This is a genomic window from Streptomyces sp. NPDC040610 (assembly GCF_055594065.1).
Genome location: NZ_JBVIXA010000006.1, coordinates 471477 through 484080, shown reverse-complemented (window position 1 = coordinate 484080; position 12604 = coordinate 471477). Strand labels below are relative to the sequence as shown.

At 72.1% G+C, this 12604-nt stretch carries 14 protein-coding genes; 7 read left to right on the top strand and 7 right to left on the bottom strand.

Annotated features, from left to right (window positions below; genetic code table 11):
- Window positions 1-34: 34 nt before the first annotated feature.
- On the bottom strand, window positions 35-1228 hold the full coding sequence (tuf, locus tag ACZ6AA_RS23550; RefSeq protein WP_468452813.1) for an elongation factor Tu: 1194 nt from the start codon (window positions 1226-1228) through the stop codon (window positions 35-37).
- A 403-nt stretch (window positions 1229-1631) separates the two neighbouring features.
- Between tuf and ACZ6AA_RS23545 the strand changes: the two genes are divergently transcribed.
- Window positions 1632-2504: an esterase/lipase family protein gene (locus ACZ6AA_RS23545; RefSeq protein ID WP_468452814.1), complete on the top strand. Its 873-nt coding sequence runs from the start codon at window positions 1632-1634 to the stop codon at window positions 2502-2504.
- A gap of 100 nt (window positions 2505-2604) precedes the next feature.
- On the opposite strand, the gene ACZ6AA_RS23540 is transcribed toward ACZ6AA_RS23545, so the two are convergent.
- Both ACZ6AA_RS23540 and ACZ6AA_RS23535 read right to left on the bottom strand, forming a co-directional pair.
- The gene (locus ACZ6AA_RS23540) at window positions 2605-3660 is read right to left on the bottom strand and encodes a lytic polysaccharide monooxygenase auxiliary activity family 9 protein (RefSeq protein WP_468452816.1); all 1056 of its coding nucleotides are present in this window, start codon (window positions 3658-3660) and stop codon (window positions 2605-2607) included.
- Between the two features lie 244 nt (window positions 3661-3904).
- Window positions 3905-4600: a response regulator gene (locus tag ACZ6AA_RS23535; protein ID WP_468452818.1), complete on the bottom strand. Its 696-nt coding sequence runs from the start codon at window positions 4598-4600 to the stop codon at window positions 3905-3907.
- 196 nt (window positions 4601-4796) lie between these two features.
- Between ACZ6AA_RS23535 and ACZ6AA_RS23530 the strand changes: the two genes are divergently transcribed.
- The 4 genes from ACZ6AA_RS23530 to ACZ6AA_RS23515 are packed head-to-tail and all read left to right on the top strand — an operon-like array spanning window position 4797 to window position 8350.
- Window positions 4797-5780 (top strand): Bug family tripartite tricarboxylate transporter substrate binding protein, encoded by a 984-nt coding sequence (locus tag ACZ6AA_RS23530; RefSeq protein ID WP_471459823.1) that lies wholly within the window; start codon window positions 4797-4799, stop codon window positions 5778-5780.
- The gene (locus tag ACZ6AA_RS23525; protein WP_468452820.1) at window positions 5777-6361 is read left to right on the top strand and encodes a tripartite tricarboxylate transporter TctB family protein; all 585 of its coding nucleotides are present in this window, start codon (window positions 5777-5779) and stop codon (window positions 6359-6361) included. The genes ACZ6AA_RS23530 and ACZ6AA_RS23525 overlap by 4 nt, the downstream gene beginning before the upstream one ends.
- A 1-nt stretch (window position 6362) precedes the next feature.
- Window positions 6363-7871, top strand: coding sequence for a tripartite tricarboxylate transporter permease (locus tag ACZ6AA_RS23520; RefSeq protein ID WP_471459758.1), 1509 nt, complete (start codon window positions 6363-6365; stop codon window positions 7869-7871).
- Window positions 7868-8350 (top strand): GNAT family N-acetyltransferase, encoded by a 483-nt coding sequence (locus ACZ6AA_RS23515; RefSeq protein WP_468452824.1) that lies wholly within the window; start codon window positions 7868-7870, stop codon window positions 8348-8350. The genes ACZ6AA_RS23520 and ACZ6AA_RS23515 overlap by 4 nt, the downstream gene beginning before the upstream one ends.
- Window positions 8351-8441: 91 nt before the next feature.
- Here the strand turns inward: ACZ6AA_RS23515 and ACZ6AA_RS23510 are convergent, their stop codons facing one another.
- The gene (locus ACZ6AA_RS23510; protein WP_385721620.1) at window positions 8442-8594 is read right to left on the bottom strand and encodes a hypothetical protein; all 153 of its coding nucleotides are present in this window, start codon (window positions 8592-8594) and stop codon (window positions 8442-8444) included.
- 125 nt (window positions 8595-8719) lie between these two features.
- Here ACZ6AA_RS23510 and ACZ6AA_RS23505 point away from each other — a divergent pair, with 125 nt between their 5' ends.
- Window positions 8720-9349 (top strand): class I SAM-dependent methyltransferase, encoded by a 630-nt coding sequence (locus tag ACZ6AA_RS23505; protein WP_468480632.1) that lies wholly within the window; start codon window positions 8720-8722, stop codon window positions 9347-9349.
- 82 nt (window positions 9350-9431) lie between these two features.
- On the opposite strand, the gene ACZ6AA_RS23500 is transcribed toward ACZ6AA_RS23505, so the two are convergent.
- Together ACZ6AA_RS23500 and ACZ6AA_RS23495 are read right to left on the bottom strand one after the other, a co-directional pair.
- A complete protein-coding gene (locus tag ACZ6AA_RS23500) occupies window positions 9432-9947 on the bottom strand; it encodes a ribonuclease FAU-1 family protein (protein WP_471459755.1) in 516 nt (171 codons plus the stop codon).
- On the bottom strand, window positions 9928-10860 hold the full coding sequence (locus ACZ6AA_RS23495; RefSeq protein ID WP_471459753.1) for a GNAT family N-acetyltransferase: 933 nt from the start codon (window positions 10858-10860) through the stop codon (window positions 9928-9930). The genes ACZ6AA_RS23500 and ACZ6AA_RS23495 overlap by 20 nt, the downstream gene beginning before the upstream one ends.
- Window positions 10861-10933: 73 nt before the next feature.
- Between ACZ6AA_RS23495 and ACZ6AA_RS23490 the strand changes: the two genes are divergently transcribed.
- Window positions 10934-11326, top strand: coding sequence for a GntR family transcriptional regulator (locus ACZ6AA_RS23490; RefSeq protein ID WP_468452832.1), 393 nt, complete (start codon window positions 10934-10936; stop codon window positions 11324-11326).
- Window positions 11327-11410: 84 nt separating this feature from the next.
- Here the strand turns inward: ACZ6AA_RS23490 and ACZ6AA_RS23485 are convergent, their stop codons facing one another.
- Window positions 11411-12505: a DUF5925 domain-containing protein gene (locus ACZ6AA_RS23485; protein ID WP_469006003.1), complete on the bottom strand. Its 1095-nt coding sequence runs from the start codon at window positions 12503-12505 to the stop codon at window positions 11411-11413.
- Between the last annotated feature and the right edge of the window lie 99 nt (window positions 12506-12604).

Below are 12604 nucleotides of genomic sequence, written 5' to 3'. Positions count from 1 at the left end.
GGTGCGCCGCGGCCCCGCAGGGGCGGGCGGGAGGCTACTTGTTGATCTTTGTGACCTGGCCGGCGCCCACCGTGCGGCCGCCCTCGCGGATGGTGAAGCGCAGGCCCTCCTCCATGGCGACGGGCTGGATGAGGTTCACCGTCATCTCGGCGTTGTCGCCCGGCATCACCATCTCGGTGCCCTCCTTGAGGGTGACGACACCGGTGACGTCGGTGGTGCGGAAGTAGAACTGCGGGCGGTAGTTGTTGAAGAAGGGGGTGTGGCGGCCGCCCTCGTCCTTGGACAGGATGTACGCGGTGGCCTCGAACTCGGTGTGCGGGGTGACCGATCCGGGCTTGATGATGCACTGGCCGCGCTCGACGTCCTCGCGCTTGATGCCGCGCAGCAGCAGGCCGACGTTCTCACCGGCCTGGCCCTCGTCGAGCAGCTTGCGGAACATCTCGATGCCGGTGACCGTGGTGGTGGTCTTCTCGAGCTTGATGCCGATGATGTCGACGGTCTCGTTGACCTTCAGGATGCCGCGCTCGATGCGTCCGGTGACGACGGTGCCGCGTCCGGTGATGGTGAAGACGTCCTCGATCGGCATCAGGAACGGCTTGTCGGTGTCGCGCGCGGGCTGCGGGATGTTCTCGTCGACGGCCTTCAGCAGGCCCAGGAGCTTCTCGCTCCACTCCTTGTCGCCTTCGAGGGCCTTGAGGGCGGAGACCTGCACCACCGGGGCGTTGTCCCCGTCGAACTCGTACTCGCTGAGGAGCTCGCGGACCTCCAGCTCGACGAGCTCCAGGATCTCCTCGTCGTCCACCATGTCGGCCTTGTTCAGGGCGACGACGATGTACGGGACGCCGGACTGGCGGGCCAGGAGCACGTGCTCCTTGGTCTGCGGCATCGGGCCGTCGGTGGCGGCGACCACGAGGATCGCGCCGTCCATCTGCGCCGCACCCGTGATCATGTTCTTGATGTAGTCCGCGTGACCGGGACAGTCGACGTGAGCGTAGTGACGCGCCTCGGTCTGGTACTCGACGTGCGCGATCGAGATCGTGATGCCGCGCTGGCGCTCCTCGGGCGCCTTGTCGATCTCGTCGAACGGCGTGAACGGGTTCAGGTCCGGGTGCGCGTCGTGCAGCACCTTCGTGATGGCCGCCGTCAACGTCGTCTTGCCGTGGTCGACGTGGCCGATCGTGCCGATGTTCACGTGCGGCTTGGTCCGCTCGAACTTCGCCTTCGCCATGGGGGCGTCTCCTCATACCTGGACAGGTGACGCGCCGACGCGCACCCGCCGTACCGCTGCTGCTGGGGATGGCGCACGGGTGCGGCCACCAACTGTCCAACCACTCCACACAGTTCACGACCGCTGGTAGCCGCACTCGTACGTAGGGTGATCATAGGGTTCGCCGGTGCCCGCGCGTGCCGGATGCTCGACAACCCGCCACGGCACGGCCGCTGTCGCTCGCCGCCGAGGGTGCCGGAGGTGTCGACCGTGCCAGTGATCGCTGGATTTTTTACCCGCGCGTAACTTCACACTTGCACTACTGGCTCGTAATTTAGCGTGACCACGTCAACCTCGTGTCCCGGGTCACAGGGCGATCGTTACCCAGTCCTCGCACTCCCCTGAGCCGCAAGGAGAACACACGATGCTGCCCTGGAGACGAGCGCTGCGCGCGCTCACCGCCGCCCTGATCGTCGCGGGCGCCGCCACGCTCACCCCCACCGCCACGGCCGCCGAATCCGCTTCCTCGCGCACCACCGCCGCCGTGTCGAGCGGCTGGAACGACTACGGCTGCGAACCGTCCGCCGCCCACCCCCGACCGGTCGTCCTCGCCCACGGCACCTTCGGCAACTCCGTGGACAACTGGCTGGTTCTCGCGCCCTACTTGGTCAAGCGCGGCTACTGCGTCTTCTCGCTGGACTACGGCCAGTTGCCCGCCGTGCCCTTCTTCCACGGCCTCGGCCCGGTCGACAAGTCGGCCGAGCAGCTCGACACCTACGTCGACAAGGTGCTCGGGGCGACGGGCGCCGAGGAGGTCGACATCGTCGGGCACTCGCAGGGCGGCATGATGCCCCGCTACTACCTGAAGTTCCTCGGCGGCGCCGAGAAGGTGAACGCCCTGATCGGCCTCGCGCCCGACAACCACGGCACGACCCTGCTCGGCCTGACCAAGCTCCTGCCCTTCTTCCCGGGTGCGGCGGACCTGCTGTCGACGGCCACCCCCGCGCTCGCCGACCAGATCGCCGGGTCGAAGTTCCTCACCAAGCTGAACGCGGGCGGCGACACCGTCCCCGGCGTGCGCTACACCGTGATCGCCACGAAGTACGACGAGGTCGTCACCCCGTACCGCTCCCAGTTCCTGAACGGCCCCGACGTGCGCAACGTCGTCGTGCAGGACCTCTGCGCGGTGGACCTCTCCGAGCACGTGGCGGTGGGCATCCTGGACCGGGTCGCCCACCACGAGGTGGCAAACGCCCTCGACCCGGCCCACGCGAAGCCGACCACCTGCCTGTCGTAGGAGCGAGCGGCGCGGGGCCGCCGTCACCCCGCGTCCGGGGTGGCGGCGGCCCGCACCTCTCCCTGGCCGCGGGCGACTTCACACGGCCGGGAGGACCCGGTCAGCGGCCGTGGCGCCCGCCGGTGGCCGCGCGGCGGCGGGTCGTCAGGAACATCGCGGCCGCGCCGACCGCGAGCACCGCGGCGCCGCCGACCGCGAGGTACGGGGTGGTGCTGTCGCCGCCGGTCTCGGCGAGGTTCTCGTCGGCGGCGACGGGCTTGCCCGCGGCGCCCTTCACCTCGGGCTGGTTCCCGGAGGTGCCGGGCGCGGCCGCCGCGCCGTCCGCTGTGTCCTCGGCGGCCCCGGTGGTCCCCGTGTCCTCGGCGGGCTCGGCCTCCGTGACCTTCGGTCCGGTCTTCGCGTCGCTGTCGCCGTGGCCGCGGTGCTCCACGGACGACTTGTCCGCGCCGTCGGCTATGTCCTTCTCGGAGGGCGCGGAGGCGGTGGGCGCGGCGGCCCCGGCACCCGGACCGCCGCTGCCCTTGCCGCCGAACACCACGTCGGAGCAGGTGTAGAAGGCCTCGGGGGAGTCGGAGCGCTGCCAGATCGAGTAGACCAGGTGGCGCCCGGACTTGGCGGGCACCTTCCCCCGGAAGACGTAACTGCCGTTCTCCAGCTTCGGGTCGGTGACCTTCGCGAAGGGCCGCGCCTCCAGGTCCGACCACTTCAGGGGCTTCTTCGGGTCGTACGAGTCCTTGGTGACGTACAGCTCGAAGGAGCCCCGGTGCGGGGCGGTGGCCCGGTACTTGAAGGTGTGGTCACCGGCGGTGAGCCTGGACGACGGCCAGTCGGCGCGCGGCAGGTCGAGCCCCTTGTACTTGTCGTTCCCGGCGCTGCACAGCTTCCCGTCCGGGATGATCTCCTTCGACTTGCCCGCGGCGTTGGCGATGTTGACGCCGTTCCAGTCGTACAGCGCCTGCGTCCCGCCGGCCGCCACCAGCGCCTTGCACGCGGCCGACTTCGGCGCCTCGGGCCCCTCCTGGAAACACGCGGACACCCGGCTCACCGGGTCCGTCATCGACCCGTGCGCGGCGGCGGGCACCGCGGCGAACACGGTCAGGGCGAGCGGGGCGACACCCGCGGTGGCGAGGGCGACGACCTTGCGAGCAGCGGTCATGGGGGATCTCTCCTAGGGCGACGAACAGGTGGGGGCGTGCGAGTCACGAGCCCCCCGCGGCGTGCGGCTCACGAGCGCCCGCGACGGGCGGGCCACGAACCCCCGCGGCGGGCGGGCCGCGAACCTCGCGGCGATCAGCAAGCTAGCCCCCGCGCACCCCGAATTCGCCTGCTGGGACCGCCCGGAGGCCATCCTTATGCCGCCGTTAAGGACCCCCTCAGCCTCCCCTCAGGTCACCCGCCCCTCACCCCACCCACCGATACCTCCGCTCCGGCCGCCCCGCCCCGCCGTACTTCAGGGTCACCTCCGCGCGGCCCGTGTCCGCGAAGTACTCCAGATAGCGGCGGGCGCTGACGCGGGAGAGGGAACCCGCCTCGGCGCACTCCGTGGCGGAGAGGCCGGTGGGGTGGGCGCGGAGGGTGTGTTCCACCAGGTCCGCGGTGTGCGGGGCGAGGCCCTTGGGGAGTTCGCGGGAGCCGGGCGGGCGGGTGCCGAAGATCTGGTCGACGTCCTCCTGGCGGGCCTCGGCCAGGCCGTCGAGGCGGGCGCGCAGGGCCGCGACGTGCCGCAACTGCTCCTGCAGGGCCGCCTGGTTGAAGGGCTTGATCAGGTAGTGCAGGGCCCCGGCGCGCAGCGCGGCCCGGACCACCTCCGCGTCCCGCGCCGCCGTGATGAACAGGACGTCCACCGGCGCCCGGCCGGAATCCCGCTCCTCCGCCGCCCGCAGCTCCCGCAGCACCGCGATGCCGTCCATGTCCGGCAGATACACGTCGAGCAGGATCAGATCGGGCCGCAGCCGCTCCGCCGCCCGCAGCGCCTCCTGCCCGCCGTGCGCGACCCCCGCCACCGTGAACCCGGCCGTCGCCGCCACACAACGGCTGTGCAGCTTGGCGACCATGAAGTCATCGTCGACGACCAGCACTCTCGTCACCCTCGTCATCGGCGCAGGCTACGAGCGCGACCACAAGGACCACAACGTCCGTTGATTCCGGAAGAGAGACAGGTTCTCAACGCGCGGGCAACATGTGGGCCACCTCACACCCCCCACGCCAGGGCCCGCCCACCGGCACGGCCCCGTCCCGCTCGACTCCCCGACAAAACGACAGGTGGTGGCACACGTGGCTCACGTGGCACTCGTGCGCTCGCGCACCCCCTTCGCGCTGCTCGGCGCCGCGCTCCTCGTCCTCGTGGGGCCCCCGCTGCTCACCACGGGCAGCGGCGACGACACCGGCACGAAGATCCCCGGCCTGCGCCTCATGGTCCCCAACACCCCCGGCGGCGGCTACGACATCACCGCCCGCACCGCCGCCAAGAACGCCGAGGACGCCGGACTCACCCACAACATCGAGGTGTTCAACCTGCCCGGCGCCGGCGGCACCGTCGGCCTCAGCCGCCTCGTGGGCGAGCACGGCAACGGCAAGCTCGCGATGTCCATGGGCCTCGGCGTCGTCGGCGCCGCCCGCTCCAACCACGCCCCCAAGACCCTCGCCGACACCACCCCGATCGCCCGCCTCACCGAGGAGCAGGACGTCGTCGTGGTCTCGAAGAACTCCCCGTACAAGACCATCGGGCAGCTCGTCGACGCCTGGAAGGAGAAGCCCGGCAAGATGCCCGTCGGCGGCGGCTCCTCGCCCGGCGGGCCCGACCACATCGCCCCCATGCTGATGGCCCGCGCCGCGGGCATCCCGCCCAAGGACGTCAACTACGTGCCGTTCGACGGCGGCGGCGAACTCCTCGCCTCCATCCTCGGCAGCAAGGTCGCCTTCGGCGTCTCGGGTGTCGGCGAGTACCTGGACCAGATCAAGTCCGGCGAGCTGCGGCTCCTCGCCGTCACCGGACCGAAGCGGGTCAAGGGCCTCGACGGGCCGACCCTCAAGGAGTCCGGCTACGACGTGAACTTCACCAACTGGCGCGGCATCGTCGCCCCGCCCGGGCTCTCCGACGCCGAACGCGACAAGCTCACCGGGCTCGTCCGCAAGCTGCACGGCTCCAAGGAGTGGCGCGCGTCCCTGGCGAAGAACGGCTGGGACGACGCCTTCCTCACCGGCGACAAGTTCGGCGACTTCCTCGACGCCCAGGACAGACGCGTCGTATCCGTACTGAAGGAGCTGGGCCTGTGACGACCACCGAACCGCCCGCGGAGCGGACCTCCACCCGCCGCGCCTGGCTGCGCGAGCACTCCGAACTCGGCGTCTGCGTCATGCTGCTCGCCCTCGGCGTCGTCGTCCTCACCGACGCCCTCACCATGGACGTCGCCCTCACCCAGCGCGGCCCCATCGGCCCGCGGACCGCCCCCATCGCCGTCGGTATCGGTCTGCTCGCCGTGTCCGTCCTGCTCGCCGTCGACGTGCTGCGCGGCGGGACAGGGGTTCCGCGCGAAGCGCGTCCTGCCGGGGTGGTGGTCGGGCGACGGGCGGGAGAGGCCGAGGGCGGCGAGGACGTCGACCTGTCCGAACCCGCCGACTGGCGCACCGTGCTGCTGCTCGCCGGAGTCTTCCTCGCCACCGCCGTCCTCATCGAGCCGGTGGGCTTCCCCGTCGCGGGCGCCCTGCTCTTCTGGGGCGCCGCCTACGCCCTCGGCAGCCGCGCAGTCCACCGCGACCCGCTCATCGCCGCCGGGCTCTCCCTGGTCACGTACGCCGTCTTCAACAATCTGCTCGGAGTGCCGCTGCCCGGCGGCCCCCTGATGGGAGTGCTGTGACATGAACGCCTTCAGCTCCCTGATGGACGGCTTCGGCACCGCCCTCACCCCCATCAACCTCCTGTGGGCCGCCGTCGGCGTCCTCCTCGGCACGGCCATCGGCGTGCTGCCCGGCATCGGCCCCGCGATGGCCGTGGCGCTGCTGCTCCCCGTCACCTACGGGCTCGAACCCACCGGCGCGTTCATCATGTTCGCGGGCATCTACTACGGCGCCATGTTCGGCGGTTCGACGACCTCGATCCTGCTGAACACACCGGGCGAGAGCGCCGCCGTCGTCGCCGCCATGGAGGGCAACCCCATGGCCAAGTCGGGGCGCGGCGCGCAAGCCCTCGCGGCAGCGGCCATCGGCCACTTCGCGGGCGGCATGATCGGCACGGTCCTGCTCGTCGCGCTCGCCCCGAAGGTCGCCGACCTGGCCGTCGACATCGGCGCGCCCGACTACTTCGCCATCATGGTCCTCGCGTTCATCGCGGTGACGTCGGTGCTCGGGTCTTCTCGTATACGGGGACTGGCATCACTCCTGATCGGCCTCACCCTCGGCCTGGTCGGCCTCGACCAGATGACCGGCCAGCAGCGCCTCACCTTCGGCTCGCTCCAACTCGCCGACGGCATCGACGTGGTGATCGTCGCCGTGGGGCTCTTCGCGATCGGCGAGGCCCTGTGGGTGGCGGCCCATCTGCGCCGCACCAGCGGGCAGGCGATCCCCGTCGGCCGCCCCTGGCTCGGCAGGCAGGACGTCAGGCGCACCTGGAAGTCCTGGCTGCGCGGCCCCCTCATCGGCTTCCCGTTCGGCGCGATCCCCGCGGGCGGCGCCGAGATCCCCACCTTCCTCTCCTACGTCACCGAGAAGCACCTGTCCAAGCACAAGGACGAGTGGGGCAAGGGCGCCATCGAGGGCGTCGCTGGACCGGAGTCCGCGTCCTCCGCGTCGGCGGCGGGCACCCTCGTGTCGATGCTGACCCTCGGCCTGCCCACCACGGCCGTCGCCGCCGTGATGCTGGCCGCCTTCCAGCAGTACGGCATCCAGCCGGGGCCGCTGCTCTTCGAGCGCGAGTCGGAGCTGGTGTGGGGGCTGATCGCGTCCCTGTTCGTCGGCATGGTGCTGCTCCTGGCCCTGAACCTGCCCCTGGCCCCAGTGTGGGCGAAGCTCCTGCGCATCCCGCGGCCCTACCTCTACGCGGGCATCCTGTTCTTCGCGGCGGTCGGCGCGTACGCGGTCGGCGGGGAGGCCCTCGACCTGGTGATCCTCCTCGTCATCGGCCTGATCGGATTCGGCATGCGGCGCTACGGACTGCCCGTCCTGCCCGCCGTCATCGGGGTCATCCTCGGGCCAGGCGCCGAGCAGCAGCTGCGCCGCGCCCTGCAGATCAGCGACGGCAGCGTCAGTGGCCTGGTGGACACGCCGTTCTCGGTGTCCGTGTACGTCGTCGTCGCGCTCGTCGTGCTGTGGCCGCTGCTGCGGAAACTGGCGCGCGGCCTGCTGAACTCCCGTCGTAACGTGACGGAATGACAGACAGGACCAACGCGGCCGAGGCCCCCGGCCCGCACACCCTCCGCCTCGCCGAAGCCGCCGACGTGCCCGCCGTGAAGGCGGTCACCGACGCGGCGTACCACCACTACATCGAGCGCATCGGCCGGGTGCCCGCCCCCATGGAGTCGGACCACGCGGCGAACGTGGCGGCGGGCCGGGTGCACGTCACAGGGGACCCGGTCGTCGGCCTGGTGGTCCTCTACGCCCACGAGGACCACCTCTACCTGGACAACATCGCCGTCCACCCCGACGCGGCCGGGCAGGGCCTCGGGCGCGCCCTCCTCGCATTCGTCGAGGCGCACGCCCGGGCCCTCGGCCTGCCCGAGATCCGGCTCTACACCAACGCCATGATGTGGGAGAACCAGAAGATCTATCCCCGCTTCGGATACGACTTCGTGGAGCGGCGCGTAGAGGGCATCTACGACCGCTTCCACTACCGCAAGCGGCTCACGGACTGAGGGCGGGCTTCCGGGGGCGCTCGCCCCGGGAGCCCCGGGCAGCCCCGGTAGCTGCGGGCAGGCCCGGGCGCGCGCGGGGGCTCCTCGGGGCCTACTCGGTGGGCCACCAGACGCGCAGGACGTCTCTGCGGACCTCGGGGCGCTCGCGGGGCAGCCGCTGGGCGCCCTCGCGGGCCTCCCGGCTCTCCCTCGCGCGGCGCGCGGCGGACTTCTCGACGGTCTTGTGCACGGTCACTCGGCGCATGACGGCCTCCCTGCCTACCCGTCCTGCCGTACCCACCGAAGAGCTCGGTGACACAGCGGTAGACCAGTCCGGGGAGCGTTTCTCATCGCGGGCCGATTGTCAGTGGCGGGTGTCACGATCGGCACATGAGCTTTGACGTGGGCAATCGCGCGGGAGACGACGGTTCGGGCATCGACTGGGACGCGCAGGCCGCCGCGTTCGACGACGAGCCGGACCACGGCCTGCGCGACCCGCTGGTGCGCGCGGCCTGGTCCGACCGCCTCACCGACTGGCTGCCGGACACACCGGGCACCGTCCTGGACGTGGGCTGCGGCACGGGCACCCTGTCACTCCTCGCCGCCGAACAGGGACACCGTGTCACCGCGGTCGACCTCTCCCCGGAGATGGCGACCCGGGCCCGCGCGAAGCTCACCGCCCACGACGCCCGCGTCCTCGTGGGCGACGCGGCCCGACCCCCCGTCGGAGACCACCGCTTCGACGCGATCCTTGCCCGCCACATCCTGTGGATGCTCCCGGACCCGGACGCGGTCCTGCGCCACTGGCACACCCTGCTCCGCCCCGGCGGCCGCCTCGTCCTCATCGAGGGCGTCTGGGGCACCATCAGCCCCGTCGGCATCCCCGCCCCTGACCTCATACGGTCCCTGGCTCCCTTGGTCCCCCACACGCACACGGAGCGCCTCTCGGGGGACGCGCGGCTGTGGGGGAGGACGGTGGAGGACGAGAGGTACGTGGTGGTGGGGACGGCGGCGCCTTAGGGTCGGCGGGGGAAGCCCGTCCGGCGATTGAGGACGAGGCCGGAGGCCGATTCGGCGGGAGCCGGGGTGGGGCGCGCCTGGGTTACGAGGACGGGTGGGTCCGGGGGAAGTTGCCGCCCTGTTTGGCCAGTTGTTCCAGGTCGTTCAGGGCCGCTTGGGCTGCCGCTGCCGCGGGTGGGTCTGTTGTGGGGAGGGGGCTCGCCGCGAACTCGTCCTCGTCCAGGCGGAGGATCGTGGTGCCGTCCGCCGAGCACCAGAGGTCCAGGTCGAGGTCCTCCACGGTCAGCACGGCGTCCTCGCGCACGGCGGGGCGGGTCACGTCGCAGTACCAGCCCTTGAGCGTGCCGTCCGCCGCGTACACCTCCTTCACGGCGTACCAGCGGTCACGCCAGAAGTGCTCGACGAACACGTCGCCGGGCTCGAAGCGCACGAAGCCGAAGTCCCGTATGCCCGCGCCCGCCCAGGGCGCCCGCACCGAGACGCGGGTGCCGTCGTCGGACAGGAGCCGCGCCGGATAGCGGATCTTCGTGCGGCCCGCCTTGCGCAGGACGACCTCCACGTCGGTGGCGGTGCTCGGCTCAGCCGAGGGTGCGGACATGACGTACCTCCGTGTCACAGATCTCGTAGCCGAACCACTTGTTGATCGCGAGCATCGGCCCGTTGCCGGCGTCGTTGCCGGTGAACGCCTCCGTGAACCCGGCGGCCCGCGCCCGGTGCAGCGAGTCGTTCTTCGCCAGCTTGGCGAGCCCCCGCCCGCGGTGCGCCCGCGCCGTGCCCGTCATCCCGCTCGCGTACCGCGAGGCGTCGTCCGTGCGGGCCAGGCTGAACGCAGCGGGCCGCCCGTCCACCAAGGCCACCGTCGTCAGCTCCTGGTCGACCAGGGGATGGCGCCAGGTCTCCGCCAGCCAGTGCTCGTAGTCGGTGAACTCCGCCGCCACGTCGCCCGGTTCGTCCGCGACGGTCTCCGCGTCCAGGTCGAACAGCGGGCGCGGGTCGGCGGCGAACTCGGCGCCGCTGCGCAGCTCCACGCCGGGCGGCGGCGCCGCGAGGGGCGGCAGCTCGCCGTTCGCCAGGTCGAGGCGGAGGAAGTGCGCGGACCGGCTCGCGCGGTAGCCGCGGCGCGCGGCGAACGCGCGGCTCTCCTCGCTGTCGAGCACCCAGGAGTACAGGGCCGTCGCACCCTTGCCCACCAGGTACTCCTCCGCCGTGCGGACCAGGAGCGAGCCCGCGCCGGCGCCCCGGCGCCCCGGGTGGACGTAGACGTTGGCGAAGCTCTGCCCCGGCTCCGGGCTGTCGTACGCCATGCCGGTCTGCGCCGTGCCGACCACCTCGCCGTCGACCTCCGCGACCAACTGGAGGTAGTGCGCGTCGGGATGCGCGTGCGCCGCGTCGAACGCCACGGACGCGGACGTGACGAGCATGGCGGGCACGCAGACGCGGCGGACCGCCGCGAACGCGGATGCGTCCGCGGGGTCGGTGGGGCGCAGGGCGCGGACCAGGACTTCTGTCATGGGGCGGACGGTAGTCGGGGTGCGCGGGAGCCGCCTCTCCTTTTTCCCCGGCGGGGTGCGGGACAATCGCCGCGTGACGCTGAAGATCGTGATCGACGAGGGTGCGGAGGGGCGGGCCCCGGCCGCGCCGTACGAGCAGGTACGGGCGCAGATCGCCGCCCAGGCCCGGAGCGGGAGCCTTCCGGTGGGCTACAAGCTGCCCACCGTGCGGGGGCTCGCCGAGGGACTCGGGCTTGCCGCGAACACCGTCGCCAAGGCCTATCGGGCGCTGGAAGAGGACGGGGTGATCGAGACCCGGGGGCGGAACGGGACGTTCGTGGCCGCCGCAGGGGACGCGGCGGCCAAGGGGGCCGCGGTCGCCGCGCAGGCCTACGCGGAGCGCGTACGGCGGCTCGGCCTCTCCGAGGAGGACGCGGTGGCCGCCGTCCGGGACGCGCTGCGCGCGGCTTACGGTTCGGCGGGCTGAACCCGGGGCGGACGCCTGCAAGTCCCGGGGGCGGGCACCTACAGGTCTCGGGGGCGGACGCCTACAGGTCCCCGGGGCGGACGCCTACAGGTACAGACCCGCGTCGGCCCCGTCCCGTGCGGACGGCAGCGCGGTCGGCGACTGCCCCCGGCGCAGGGCGTACAGCTCCGCCAGGGTCGCGCCCTCGCGGGAGACGCCCTCGGAGGTGCCGAGCCAGTCGACGGACTCGGTGAGCGTGAGGGGGCCGACCTCGATGCGGGCCAGGCAGCGGCCGGGGCGGACCACGGCCGGGTGGAGGCGCTCCAGGTCCTCGTTGGTGGTGACGCCGACGAGGACGTTGCGGCCCTGGCCGAGCAGCCCGTCCGTGAGGTTGAGGAGCCGGGACAGGGCCTGGCCCGCCGTGTGCTTGGCCTCGCCGCGGATCAGCTCGTCGCAGTCCTCGAGGAGCAGCAGCCGCCAACGCCCCTTCGCCGTGCCGTCGTCCTCACCGATGGCGATGTCCATCAGATAGCCCACGTCGGTGAACAGCCGCTCCGGGTCGAGGACGCAGTCCACCTGGCACCAGTCGCGCCAGGACCGCGCGAGGGTGCGCAGCGCGGACGTCTTGCCGGTGCCGGGCGGCCCGTGCAGCAGCAGGAGGCGGCCGGAGATGTCCTCCGGCGTGGTCTTCATCAGCTTGTCCATGGCGTCGGCGACCGGCGCGGTGTAGTTCTCCCGCACCTCGTCCCACGTACCCGCGGAGATCTGCCGGGTCGTGCGGTGCGGCCCGCGCCGCGGCGAGACGTACCAGAACCCCATGGTGACGTTCTCCGGCTGCGGCTCGGGGTCGTCCTGCGCCCCGTCCGTGGCCTCCTTGAGCACCCGCTCGGCCAGCTCGGCGGTGGTGGCCGTGACCGTGACGTCCGCGCCGCGGTTCCACCGGGACACGAGCAGTGTCCAGCCCTCGCCCTCGGCGAGCGTGGCGCTGCGGTCGTCGTCGCGGGCGGCCCGCAGCACCGTCGCGCCGGGCGGCAGCAGCTCGGAGCCGGGCTTCACGCGGTCGATGTTGGCGCTGTGCGAGAACGGCTGCTCGCCCGTCGCGAAGCGGCCGAGGAACAGCGCGTCCACGACGTCGGACGGGGAGTCGCTGTCGTCGACGTTGAGCCGGATCGGCAGGGCGTCCTTAGGGTTCGCAGACATGCCGCCATGATCCGTCACGGGTGCGCTCTCGTGCACGCGGTTTCCCCACTGCGCCGCCCCGCGCGCCGTAGAGCCGGCTCTCGCGCGGAACCGCCCCCA

What these genes read in the sequence shown, in the direction of transcription:
- tuf (WP_468452813.1), bottom strand. Translation starts at nt 1,228, where the DNA reads ATGGCGAAGGCGAAGTTCGAGCGGACCAAGCCGCACGTGAACATCGGC.
- ACZ6AA_RS23545 (WP_468452814.1), top strand. Translation starts at nt 1,632, where the DNA reads ATGCTGCCCTGGAGACGAGCGCTGCGCGCGCTCACCGCCGCCCTGATC.
- ACZ6AA_RS23540 (WP_468452816.1), bottom strand. Translation starts at nt 3,660, where the DNA reads ATGACCGCTGCTCGCAAGGTCGTCGCCCTCGCCACCGCGGGTGTCGCC.
- ACZ6AA_RS23535 (WP_468452818.1), bottom strand. Translation starts at nt 4,600, where the DNA reads ATGACGAGGGTGACGAGAGTGCTGGTCGTCGACGATGACTTCATGGTC.
- ACZ6AA_RS23520 (WP_471459758.1), top strand. Translation starts at nt 6,363, where the DNA reads ATGAACGCCTTCAGCTCCCTGATGGACGGCTTCGGCACCGCCCTCACC.
- ACZ6AA_RS23515 (WP_468452824.1), top strand. Translation starts at nt 7,868, where the DNA reads ATGACAGACAGGACCAACGCGGCCGAGGCCCCCGGCCCGCACACCCTC.
- ACZ6AA_RS23510 (WP_385721620.1), bottom strand. Translation starts at nt 8,594, where the DNA reads ATGCGCCGAGTGACCGTGCACAAGACCGTCGAGAAGTCCGCCGCGCGC.
- ACZ6AA_RS23505 (WP_468480632.1), top strand. Translation starts at nt 8,720, where the DNA reads ATGAGCTTTGACGTGGGCAATCGCGCGGGAGACGACGGTTCGGGCATC.
- ACZ6AA_RS23500 (WP_471459755.1), bottom strand. Translation starts at nt 9,947, where the DNA reads ATGTCCGCACCCTCGGCTGAGCCGAGCACCGCCACCGACGTGGAGGTC.
- ACZ6AA_RS23495 (WP_471459753.1), bottom strand. Translation starts at nt 10,860, where the DNA reads ATGACAGAAGTCCTGGTCCGCGCCCTGCGCCCCACCGACCCCGCGGAC.
- ACZ6AA_RS23485 (WP_469006003.1), bottom strand. Translation starts at nt 12,505, where the DNA reads ATGTCTGCGAACCCTAAGGACGCCCTGCCGATCCGGCTCAACGTCGAC.